The sequence below is a fragment of the Afipia sp. GW821-FHT14H12 genome, from assembly GCF_058803465.1.
The window spans coordinates 53,765-65,369 of the sequence record NZ_JBXAOZ010000002.1 but is presented as its reverse complement, the minus strand read 5'-3'; the positions used below and the strand labels follow the sequence as shown (position 1 = coordinate 65,369).

The 11,605-nt window shown below is 60.9% G+C and carries 10 protein-coding genes; 4 read left to right on the top strand and 6 right to left on the bottom strand.

The genetic code is table 11. The features are described from left to right. Positions 1-170 precede the first annotated feature (170 nt). Both AC1RNA_RS11955 and AC1RNA_RS11950 read right to left on the bottom strand, forming a co-directional pair. Entirely contained in the window at positions 171-1,898 is a 1,728-nt protein-coding gene (locus AC1RNA_RS11955) for a bifunctional protein-serine/threonine kinase/phosphatase (RefSeq protein WP_492951254.1), read from the bottom strand. A gap of 60 nt (positions 1,899-1,958) precedes the next feature. Beyond that, the gene (locus AC1RNA_RS11950) at positions 1,959-2,780 is read right to left on the bottom strand and encodes a formate/nitrite transporter family protein (RefSeq protein WP_009339511.1); all 822 of its coding nucleotides are present in this window, start codon (positions 2,778-2,780) and stop codon (positions 1,959-1,961) included. A gap of 359 nt (positions 2,781-3,139) precedes the next feature. Between AC1RNA_RS11950 and rimO the strand changes: the two genes are divergently transcribed. After that, entirely contained in the window at positions 3,140-4,462 is a 1,323-nt protein-coding gene (gene rimO, locus AC1RNA_RS11945) for a 30S ribosomal protein S12 methylthiotransferase RimO (RefSeq protein ID WP_492951253.1), read from the top strand. A 7-nt stretch (positions 4,463-4,469) separates the two neighbouring features. On the opposite strand, the gene AC1RNA_RS11940 is transcribed toward rimO, so the two are convergent. From AC1RNA_RS11940 to pcsA, 3 genes are read right to left on the bottom strand one after another with little or no spacing between them, the layout of a single operon-like run. Then, positions 4,470-5,444 (bottom strand): quinone oxidoreductase family protein, encoded by a 975-nt coding sequence (locus tag AC1RNA_RS11940; protein WP_009339513.1) that lies wholly within the window; start codon positions 5,442-5,444, stop codon positions 4,470-4,472. A 52-nt stretch (positions 5,445-5,496) separates the two neighbouring features. Next, the gene (locus AC1RNA_RS11935) at positions 5,497-6,252 is read right to left on the bottom strand and encodes a TerC family protein (protein WP_009339514.1); all 756 of its coding nucleotides are present in this window, start codon (positions 6,250-6,252) and stop codon (positions 5,497-5,499) included. Next, positions 6,249-6,980, bottom strand: coding sequence for a phosphatidylcholine synthase (gene pcsA / locus AC1RNA_RS11930; RefSeq protein ID WP_492951252.1), 732 nt, complete (start codon positions 6,978-6,980; stop codon positions 6,249-6,251). The genes AC1RNA_RS11935 and pcsA overlap by 4 nt, the downstream gene beginning before the upstream one ends. A gap of 109 nt (positions 6,981-7,089) precedes the next feature. Between pcsA and AC1RNA_RS11925 the strand changes: the two genes are divergently transcribed. Then, positions 7,090-8,283 (top strand): UbiH/UbiF family hydroxylase, encoded by a 1,194-nt coding sequence (locus AC1RNA_RS11925; protein ID WP_492951251.1) that lies wholly within the window; start codon positions 7,090-7,092, stop codon positions 8,281-8,283. 73 nt (positions 8,284-8,356) lie between these two features. Beyond that, positions 8,357-8,686, top strand: coding sequence for a heat shock protein HspQ (gene hspQ / locus AC1RNA_RS11920; RefSeq protein ID WP_009339517.1), 330 nt, complete (start codon positions 8,357-8,359; stop codon positions 8,684-8,686). 76 nt (positions 8,687-8,762) lie between these two features. On the opposite strand, the gene AC1RNA_RS11915 is transcribed toward hspQ, so the two are convergent. Continuing rightward, the gene (locus AC1RNA_RS11915) at positions 8,763-9,518 is read right to left on the bottom strand and encodes an invasion associated locus B family protein (RefSeq protein ID WP_009339518.1); all 756 of its coding nucleotides are present in this window, start codon (positions 9,516-9,518) and stop codon (positions 8,763-8,765) included. A gap of 257 nt (positions 9,519-9,775) precedes the next feature. Between AC1RNA_RS11915 and AC1RNA_RS11910 the strand changes: the two genes are divergently transcribed. Further along, positions 9,776-11,596: an extracellular solute-binding protein gene (locus AC1RNA_RS11910; RefSeq protein ID WP_492951250.1), complete on the top strand. Its 1,821-nt coding sequence runs from the start codon at positions 9,776-9,778 to the stop codon at positions 11,594-11,596. Positions 11,597-11,605: the final 9 nt, after the last annotated feature.

The following is an 11,605-nucleotide window of genomic DNA, read 5'->3' as shown; positions in this document are numbered from 1 at the left end:
TCCTGACCACCTCTAATAATCAACTTCCATGCCAACCACTGGCACGATAAATTATCATTATATTTCAGTATTTTAATTCAGCTTTGGATGCGCCGTGCGACTTCCCGGAAAACGCAGCGCTGCTCATCATTTCAACGGAACTGCTCACAATTTGCGCACTGCACAAATGTTCAGCGAGTCGCATGCAGCATGGCCAGCAGCGTCACGACGGCGATCGCCAGAAGCGCCGACACGCACTGCCAGACCAGCACCGGATTTCGCTCCAGCAGTGGCACCGCAGATGCATCGCGGAAGGCAGGGTTGGGATGGCGAAGGTCGAACACGAAAGCCGACAGCGCGTCATATCGGGCCGCCGGATCGGGCTGGACAGCTTTTCGCAGCGCGCCGTCGACCCACAACGGAATGCCACGCTCCTCATTGACCGCAGATCGGTATCTGAGCTTGCGCTGCAAGGCGCGGGTCCGCGCCCGTCCCGCCGCCGGACCGAATGGCAATCGCCCTGTCAGCATCTGATAGGCGATCACACCCAGAGAATAGAGATCGGACTGTGGCGAGCCTGCCGCGCCGAGAAAATATTCGGGCGCGGTATATTGGACCGTTCCGAGGATTTCACCATCCAGTTCGGGCATCGTTTCGGCAACGCCAGCGACGCGGGTTGAACCGAAATCGATGATCCTGACCGTGCCGGCGGCATCGATCATGATGTTGTCGGGCCGCAGATCCTGATGCAGCATTTCCTTTTGGTGGAAAGCGCCAAGGCCTTTCGCAATCTGCTCAACGATCTTGCGGACGGTTTCAAGATCAGGCCGTGGGTTATCTATCATCCATTGCACAAGACTCCTCCCCTCAACAAACTCCATGACGACATAGAGATAGTTGCGGGCTCTTGTCTGCGCCTGCGGTTTCAAGACGTGCGGGCTGTCGATACGCCGGGCAATCCATTCTTCCATCGCAAAACGCCTGCGATAGCCCAGGTCTTCACCAAGATCGATCGAGGGCGTTTTTAAGGCGACGAGGCGATCTGCCGCTACATCCGTCGCAAGATAGATGTGGCTGCGGGCGCTGGCATGAATTTCGCGAATGATCCGATAACCGTCAAACTCCGCCCTCGCCTCCAGTAACGGCGGCAGCGGCAGTTCGGAGAAACCAAGAAACTCATCGGCCTGCATTTTCGGCAGCTGATCGACACGAATGATCTGTATCGTGAGATTGTCGGAGCTACCGCGATCGAATGCTGCTCGACCGATGATGCGCGCGGCAGCATCGAGATCATCGGCGTTGGCTGTAATGGTATCGACGACAAAGCGCGGCGGCACGTATTCGTAGATACCATCCGTCGCCAGTACAAAGACATCACCGACCGCGAGCGGGACGGTGCGGTAGTCGATTTCGATCTGCGGATTCACCCCAAGCGCTCGCCCGAGATAGCTTTCGACCGACGACAGTGTGACGCGGTGATCCTCCGTCAATTGCTCCAGTGTATTCCCGGCCACACGATAGATGCGGCAATCGCCGATATGAAACAAGTGCGCCGTAGCCGATTTGAACACGACTGCGCTGAATGTGCAGACGTACCCTTTGTCACTGTCGTAAGGATTCAGCCCCCGCCGCGTCTGCGCATGAAGCCAGGAATTTGTTGCGGCGATCACCCGCTGGGCGGATGTCTTCACCGACCAGGATTCGGACGTGCAGTAATAGTCGGTCAGAAAGCTCTTGACCGCGGACTCGCTGGCGATCCGGCTGACATCGCTGCTGCTGATTCCATCAGTCAGGACCGCCGCAATGCCCTTCATCGACAGCAGCGGCTCGTCCGGAATCAGGACACCATGAAAGTCCTGGTTGGAATCTTTGCGCCCCTTGTCGGAATACTGGCCGATGGACAGGCTGAGCGTGGACATGGACGGTCACATCAAAGGGGCCTCACCTTAAGCAGGTGAGGCTCCTTCGTCCAATCGCGATCAGGCGACAGCGCGCAGGTCACGCTTCGGCGCGGTCTTCACGTGGGTCGCATACAGCGTCAGGCCAGTGAAGGACAGGCCGCCCACGAGGTTGCCGAGCGCCGTCGGAATCTCGTTCCAGATCAGATAGTCCATGACCGAGAACGGGGCATGCAGCATTAGGCCTGCGGGAAACAGGAACATGTTCACAACCGAATGCTCGAACACCATGTAGAAGAACAGCATGATCGGCATCCACATCGCGATCACCTTGCCGCTGACGGTCGTCGAGACCATCGCGCCCACCACGCCGGTCGAGACCATCCAATTGCAGAGCATGCCGCGCATGAACAGCGTGATCATGCCCATCGCGCCGTGTGAAGCATAACCGAGCGTGCGCGCCTCGCCGACATTGCCGATCACCGCACCAACCTTGTCGGGCGCCTGGGTGAAGCCGTAAGTCGTGACGAACGCCATCATGAACGCAACCGTCAGCGCACCGCCGAAGTTACCGACGAACACCAAACCCCAGTTGCGCAACACACCGCCGAGCGTGCAGCCCGGCCGCTTGTTCAGCCACGCGAGCGGTGCCAGCACGAACACGCCCGTCAGCAAATCGAATCCGAGCAGGTAGAGCATGCAGAAGCCGACCGGAAACAGGATGGCGCCTGCGAGCGGCTGTCCGGTATTAACGTTGATGGTTACTGCGAACCACGCGGCAAGCGCGAGAATGGCTCCTGCCATGTAGGCACGGATCAAGGTATCCCGTGTCGACATGAAGATTTTGGATTCCCCTGCGTCCACCATCTTGGTGACGAATTCCGAAGGTGCGAGATAAGACATCGAAGCTCCTCTGTGGTTCATCGCTGGAACCGGCGCGGCCCAGCAGCAAGCCTCAGCCGAGGGGCATCGGCTCGCTGACAGGTCTCGATTGACCCATCCCTTGCAGAGCAATCACCGTGCCAAATGCTTCAAGACGGCGCAGATCGCGAAATTGTGGGCGTCGTATTGGTCAATGGCGCACGCTCATGGCCGTCTGACGTTTGGAGATGCACGATGTCGAAGCATTCGCCCATGCTTTGGGCACGACACTTCCGGAGCAGAGGGCTGAAATACGAAAAATGCCTATTTCGTAGGGAGATAGTGCCTTGAAATGACCCACGATCAAGGATAGCCATCCGCTTTCAACGGACCCCCTGATCATGACCACGGCCAGCGCGCCCAAAATCAGCTTCGTCTCTCTGGGATGCCCCAAGGCTTTGGTGGATTCCGAGCGCATCATCACCCGCCTCCGCGCGGAAGGCTACGAACTCGCCCGCAAGCACGACGGCGCGGACATCGTCATCGTCAACACCTGCGGCTTTCTCGACAGCGCCAAACAAGAATCGCTCGGCGCGATCGGTGAGGCCATGGCCGAGAATGGCAAGGTCATCGTCACCGGCTGCATGGGCGCTGAACCCGAGCAGATCGAAAAGGAATATCCCAACGTCCTGTCGATCACCGGCCCGCAGCAATATGAGAGCGTGCTCGACGCCGTGCACCGCGCCCTGCCGCCGCTGCACAACCCGCATCTCGACCTGCTGCCGCCGCAGGGCATCAAGCTGACGCCGCGGCACTACGCCTATCTGAAAATTTCCGAGGGCTGCAACAACCGCTGCACCTTCTGCATCATCCCGAAGCTGCGCGGCGATCTCGTCTCACGCCCGGCGAACGACGTGCTGCGTGAAGCCGAGAAGCTCGTCGCCGCCGGTGTCAAGGAATTGCTCGTCGTCTCGCAGGATACTTCAGCTTACGGCATCGACATTAAATACGAGTCGAGTCCGTGGAAGGATCGCGAGGTCCGCGCGCGCTTTCTCGATCTGACGCGTGAACTCGGTGAACTCGGCGCGTGGGTCCGTCTGCAATATGTCTACCCCTATCCGCATGTGGACGATGTCATTCCGCTGATGGGCGGCAACATCCTTCCCTATCTCGATATCCCCTTCCAGCACGCCAACCCAGAAGTGCTCAAGCGCATGCGCCGCCCGGCCGCGCAGGACAAGACGCTCGCGCGCATCCACAAGTGGCGCGAGCAATGTCCCGACCTCACTTTGCGCTCGACCTTCATCGTCGGTTTCCCGGGCGAGACTGAATCCGAATTCCAGGATCTACTCGACTGGCTGGACGAGGCGCAGATCGACCGCCTCGGTTGCTTCAAGTATGAGCCCGTCGCGGGCGCGACCTCGAACGCGCTGGACAATCCCGTGCCGGACGAGATCAAGACCGCGCGCTGGAACGCGTTGATGGCACGGCAGCAGAAGATTTCCGCGCAGCGGTTGAAGCGCAAGGTCGGCACGCGCCAGCAGGTCATCATTGATGAAATCGGGCCCAGCGTCGCGAAGGGCCGCTCGAAAGCCGACGCGCCGCAGATCGACGGCTCGGTTTACGTCTCAAGCCGCCGTCCACTGAAGGTCGGCGACATCGTCACCGCGAAGATCGAACGCGCAGACGAGTACGATCTCCACGGCACCGTGGCGGGATTCTGAAACAGTCTTACGGCTTGAGCACCGACGCACCGGTCGTGACACGGCTTTCAAGATCGATGTGCGCCTTGGCGGCATCCTTCAGCGCATAGGCGCGATTGATCGGCACATGAAGCGTACCGTCGATTACGGCGGCAAACAGCGCGTCCGCACCCTCGATCAATTCCTTGCGCGTGCCGATGTGGTCGGCAAGCTTGGGGCGCGTGATGAACAGCGACCCATGCGTGTTCAATTCATTGACCGAAAACGGCGGCACCGCGCCGGACGCATTGCCGAAGCTGACCATCAGGCCGCGCTTTTTCAGTGAACGCAAAGAACCCTGGAACGTATCCTTGCCGACGCCGTCATAGACCACGTCGCACAATTCTCCGCGGCTGATCTGCTTCACACGCTCGGCGAAATCCTCCTCCTTGTAGAGGATGACGTGGTCGCAGCCATTCGCCAGCGCGAGATCGGCCTTTTCCTTTGAACCGGCGGTGCCGATCACGGTCGCACCAAGCGCCTTGGCCCATTGGGACGCGAGAAGCCCGATACCGCCCGCCGCTGCGTGGATCAGCACACGGTTGCCGGGCTGAACATGAAACGTCTTATGCAAAAGATACCAGACCGTCAGACCTTTCAGCATCAGCACGGCGCCCTGCTCGTAGGTGATGTGATCGGGCAGTTTCACCAGCCGGTCGGCGGGCGCGTTGCGTTCCGTCGCATACGCGCCAAGGTTGAGGTAATAAGCCACCCTGTCGCCGGGATGGAAATTCGTCACCCCTGGCCCAACCGCCGTGATTTCACCCGCGCCTTCGTGGCCGACCGTGAACGGCAGGCTCGGCGCTTTGTACAGCCCGGTGCGGAAATAGCAGTCGATAAAATTGATACCGATCGCATGATGGCGAATTCGGACCTCACCCTGGCCGGGCGGAGGCAGTTCGACGTCCTCATAGGTCAGGACATCCGGTCCCCCGAGTTTGTGCACCCGCACAGCCTTGATCATCATTTTCTCCCTGCACTACTTGCGGAGACGGAAATGCATCGGGCGGCAAATGTCAACGTGGAGGATCGGCAGCCTGCCGGAACGGCTTATGCTTACGCCGGTTGCGCTTCGCCAGCACGTTGAATGTCTCCACGGCTCCGGAGAACACGATCGCAGTGTATATGTAGGCGCGCGGGATGTGGAAGCTCAGGCCGTCAGCGACGAGCGCGACGCCGATCAGTACCAGGAACGCCAGCGCCAACATCTTGGTCGTGGGATACTCCGCGACGAAGGCCGCGACCGGCCCCGATGACAGATACATCACCGCGCAGGCGATGATGACGGCGGCAATCATAATCCGTAGATCCTGCGCCATGCCGATCGCCGTAATGACGGAATCCAGCGAGAAAATGATATCGATCACAACGATCTGGACGATCACCCAGGCGAACGCGTTCGTCGAGCGCGACGCGACCACCTCGCCGTCAGTCGGCCCTTCGACCTCCGCATGAATTTCATGCGTGGCCTTGGCGATCAGGAACAGGCCGCCGCCAATCAGGATCAGGTCGCGCCACGACAGATCAATGCCCATCACGGTAAGCACCGGCGCGGTCAATCCGATCAGCCATACCAGCATCGACAGCAGCAGGATACGGAAGACCAGCGCCAGCGCGAGACCGATTCGGCGGGCACTTTTCGCCTGCGCCGCAGGAATTCGCGACACAATCACCGACAGGAAGATCACGTTGTCGATGCCAAGAACAATTTCGAGAGCAGTCAGCGTCAGCAGCGCGGCCCATGCTTCCGGGCTCGTCAACAAATCCATCATGGTCTGATCCGGGTGTAGGTTTGCACGACAAGATCGGAGAACAGGACGTATCCAGCGATTCCACACAGCGCGATCTTCACTAGGGTCGGCACGTTGAAGTCCACCACGACCGTGAAAATCGTCAGCACCGCCCAGATGCCGATCAGGGCCAATGTCAGCGGCCGCCAGCGCAACGTGCGCAGCGGATGTAGAGTGTGAAACGGCACGAATGTTAAACCTACGAAGACAGTCAACACGATGGTCCCAAGAACGGGAGATGGCTTGAGCAGTTGGAGATAGAACGCCGCCGCATTCCACAGCGCGGGAAAGCCGCGGAAGTGGTTGTCGTCGGTCTTCATGCGCCGGTCGGCGAAATAGAGCGCCCCCGAGATGACAATGGCGACCCCAATCAAGGGCGCCGCCACAGGCAACAGCAATTTGCTCGCCATAATCGCATAGGCCGGGACGAACACATAAGTCAGAAAATCGATCACGAGATCCAGCGTATCGCCCGACCAGTCAGGCAACACATCGGCAACGTTGAAGCGGCGCGCGATCGGTCCGTCGATGCCATCGACGAAAAGTGCCAGCCCAAGCCAGACGAACATCATCGACCAGTGTTCGCGAACGGCCTCCAGCAGGGCCAGCAAGGCCAGCGCCGCTCCAGAAGCTGTCAACAGATGAACCGCGAACGCGCGCGCCCGCGTGGACGCGTCAGGGCTCCGGGATGGGGCATGCGAGTCGGTCATCCACCCCCATGACTAACAGGATTGTGTTGAGCTTGCACTGCAACTCTTGCGCTCGGAAGCCGCCGTTCCCAACATCGACCCGTGCCGAAAAAGCTGTTATCGCACCCTCATGGACACTCCCGGTTCCCCTCATTTTGCCGTTGCCATCGTCGGTGGCGGCCCTGTCGGCCTCGCCGCCGCCATCGGACTTGCGCAGAACGGCGTTCCCACCACGCTGGTCGCCCGCAAGGTCGTCTATAGCGACAACCGCACCACTGCCCTGCTCGGCGGCTCGATCGATTTCCTGAGGTCGCTGGAGGTCTGGCCCCGCTGCGAACAGCAAGCGGCCGCGCTGCGGGTGATGCGGCTGATCGACGATACCGGACGGCTGGTGCGCGCGCCCGAGGTCCGGCTGTCGGCTCACGAGATCGGCGAGGAGGCGTTCGGCTACAACATCGAGAACCGAATCCTCGTTGCGGCACTTGAGGCGCGCGCCTCCGAATTGCCGGAGCTCGTTCGCTACGATGATGACGCCAGCGCGATCCATGGCGGCGACACCAGCGCAGACATCGAGACGAAGACCGGCACTCATCTCAGCGCCTCAATCGTCGGCGGCGCCGACGGGCGTAATTCGTTGGCGCGCCGGAGCGCGGGCATCGAACTGCGCACGCACGCCCTCGATCAGACCGCCGTCACCTTCAACACGGCGCACACCCGGCCTCACGACAACATCTCGACCGAATTTCATACGCCGCATGGCCCGCGCGTCTTTGTGCCGCTGCCGGGCCTACGATCGAGCATCGTCTGGGTCACGACGCCGGATGAGGCCGCGACCTTGCGATCGCTGTCCGACGATGAGCTCGGCTTGCGCGCCGAGCGTCAGGCGCATTCGATTCTCGGCAAGATGCGCGCGGAGGGAGAGCGTCACGTTTTCCCGCTGACGATGCGAAACCCTGCCATGCTTGCCACGCGCCGTATCGCCCTGCTTGGCGAAGCTGCCCATGTCTTTCCGCCAATCGGCGCGCAAGGGCTCAATCTCGGATTGCGCGATGCTGCCGATTTCGTGCAGGTCGTCACGGCTGCCCATCAGGCCGGCACAGACCCCGGCTCGGATGACGTGATGTCGCAATACTCACGGAGCCGCCGCGCCGATATCGCCAGCCGCACGGCAGTGATCGACGTCGCCAATCGCTCGCTGCTCAGCGATTTCCTGCCCGTGCAGATGATGCGGGCGGCAGGCCTTCATCTTCTCAATATCGCCGATCCGATACGCCGTTTCGCCATGCGCGAGGGGCTCGCCCCTTGGTGGCGACGCTCAGCCTGACCGGGGTCAGGCGCCCAGATTTGTGATATTTCTCCAAGCAACAGCCACAATTTCGATCTACCGCAGACTCACGATGAAAGCACGAACCGCTAAATTCCAGATCGGCCAGGTTGTCCGTCACCGCTCCTTTTCATTCCGGGGCGTGATCTTCGACATCGATCCTGAATTCAACAACACCGAAGAATGGTGGCTCTCGATTCCCGAGGAGATGCGTCCGCACAAGGACCAGCCGTTCTACCATCTGCTGGCCGAGAACTCGGACTCCGAATACATCGCCTATGTCTCGGAGCAGAACCTGCTGCCGGATGAGACTGGTGATCCGGTTCGCCACTCGCAGGTGTCGGAAATCTTCATCAAGGACAAGGCGGGCGGATATCGCCAGCGCAACCTGTCGCTGAACTAACCGACGCCCTGTTCTCATTGAGCCAATAAAAAAGCGCACATTCCTGCGCGCTTTTTCTTGATTGCCTTCGCGGCCGTTACTTGTTGGCCGGCGGGGCGTTGGTCTGGCTCTCGAGCCGCTGGCGGGCTTCCGCCGCGCGCTTCTGCAACTCGTCCTGAAGCTTCTTCTGGTTCTCCTCGAACACCTTCGGGTCGGTCGGAGGACCGTCATAGGCCTTGGCGAACTCGGCCAGCGGCAGCGGCAACGTCAGCGGCGCGCCGTTGGAGTTGATCGCCTGCACGACGAGGTTCTGGCCCTTCTTCATGTGGTTCAGAAGATCGGGGGTGACTTCGTAATCGGACATGCAGCCATTGGCGAAGCAGATCACATAGGGGCTCTGCAGCGGCGGGTTGCTGTCGACGACGATACGGGTGCCGTAGGCGAGTTGCATACCGAGCGGCAGCGTCACGCGCAGGATCTTCTTCGGCTCGCCTTCCGGCTCGATGATGACGGCTGCAATGACGGGCTGGCCGGACTCAATGCGGCCGTCCTTGCCGGTGAAGCAGACCTGCTTGGCGTTGGCATCCTGACCCTTGAGACAGAACTTGGTCCACTGGCCGTAAATAAGCTGAACCTGCTGCTCAGGCTGCTGCTGGCCCTGCGCGGGCTGCTGAGGCTGGGCGGGTGCCGCCTTCGGAGCCGCTTTCGGCGCAGCCTTGCCCTTGGCGGCTGGCTGGGCCTGAGCGCTCGCATCGGCCACCGGCAGGGCGATCATGGCCGCGGCGGCCAGAAATGCTGCGGCGAACCTCCGTCCACGCGGCGCGGCCTGCGCGGCCAAGTTCCGGAAATTCATAGTGAAAACCCTTTCTGACTAAGCGCTGCCACCCTTATGGAGAGCGTCGCCGATGAGGCGCTGTCTCGGAGCCAAATAAGGCGGATGCGTGACAACACACGCGACTGATCGGAATCGCCCGCCTTCATACAACGGCAGGCGGAAAGATCAATGCCAACAATGATTTTTTGGGTTTTTGTCCTCTTGCCGGAAACCGTCCGGATACCTCGTGATAGCGTTCTCCATTGCCCTGCGAATCGCAAGGAACACGGGACCGAATGAAAGCCCTCGCGCTCCGATGCCTCCTGCTGCCGCTTGTCGCCCTCCTCGGCGCAGCGCTTGTCGGCGCATGGGCGCAGGCTGAGCCGCTCCCCTCGATTGCCATGCATGGCAAACCGGCGCTGCCAAATGACTTTAAGAATTTCGCCTATACCAATCCAAACGCTCCGAAAGGTGGCCGCCTGACCTGGGGCCTGCTCGGCACGTTCGACAGCCTGAATCCCTTCATCGTGAGGGGCATCGCGGTGCAGCAAATCCGCGGCTACGTGGTCGAGAGTTTGATGGCTCGCAACAACGACGAGCCGTTTTCGCTCTACGGCCTGCTCGCCGACCGCATCGATACCGACGACGCCCGCAGCTATGTCGCCTTCCACATCAACCCGGCGGCACGGTTCTCGGACGGCACCCCCGTTACCGCGCAGGATGTGCTGTTCTCCTGGCAGTTGATGCGCGACCACGGCCGTCCCAACCACCGGCTCTACTATTCCAAGGTGAAAAACGCTCGCGCGCTCGACACGCAGACCGTCCGTTTTGATTTCGGCGGCGAGGCCGACCGCGAGCTGCCCCTGATCCTCGGCCTGATGCCGGTGTTCTCACAAAGAGCCGTCAATGTGGACACCTTCGAGGATACCTCGATGACCGCTCCACTCGGGTCGGGTCCCTACCGCGTCACGGACGTCCGGCCCGGCGCGAGCGTCACCCTGACGCGCAATCCGGACTATTGGGGCCGCGACCTGCCGGTGAACCGGGGCCTGTGGAATTTCGATGAGGTGCGGCTCGACTTCTATCGCGAGGCCAATGGCGCCTTCGAAGCGTTCAAGCGGGGACTGTACGATTTCCGCAATGAGAACGAGCCACTGCGCTGGCACGAGGGCTACGACTTCCCGGCCGCCCGCTCAGGTCAAGTGATCCGCGATACCATCAAGACCGGCACCCCGCGCCCATCGGAATTTCTGGTGTTCAATACCCGCCATCCGGTCTTTGCCGATATCCGGGTCCGGCAGGCTCTGACACTGCTGTTCGATTTCGAATGGATCAACCGTAATTACTTCTTCGGCCTGTACAGCCGCTCGCCAAGCTATTTCGCGGGGTCGGAGCTATCTGCCGAAGGCCGTTCCGCCTCCGCCCACGAAAGGCAGTTGCTCGCGCCCTATACCGCGAGCGTGCGGCCCGACGTCATGGACGGCAGCTACCGTTTGCCGGTAAGTGACGGCTCCGGCCGGGACCGGAAGGCATTGGGAACCGCGCTCACACTGCTCGAACAAGCCGGGTACGCGTTCAAGGGCACTCACCTACGCAATCGCAAAACCGGCGAACCGCTGAGTTTTGAAATTCTCGTCAAAACCCGCGATCAGGAGCGGATCGCACTGGCCTATTCGCGCGACCTCAAGCGCGCGGGCATCGAGGTATCCGTACGGGTGGTTGATGCAGTGCAGTTCGACCAGCGCCGCCTCGCCTACGATTTCGACATGATCCAGAACCGCTGGGACCAGTCGCTGTCCCCCGGCAACGAGCAGGCGTTCTACTGGGGCTCGCAGGCCGCCGAAACCCCCGGCACCCGCAACTACATGGGCGCCCACGACCCCGCGATCGACGCGGCGATCAACGCCATGCTGGAGGCAAGGGAACGGCCGGACTTCGTCGATGCGGTCCGCGCCCTCGACCGCGTCCTGATGTCCGGGGCCTACGCAATTCCCTTGTACAACCCGCCGGCGCAATGGATCGCGCGCTGGAATCGTATAAAATCTCCTTCCCGTGCTGCGCTTTCCGGCTATCTTCCGGAAACGTGGTGGTTCAACTCGCAGAAACAGACTCCGTGACCGACGCGA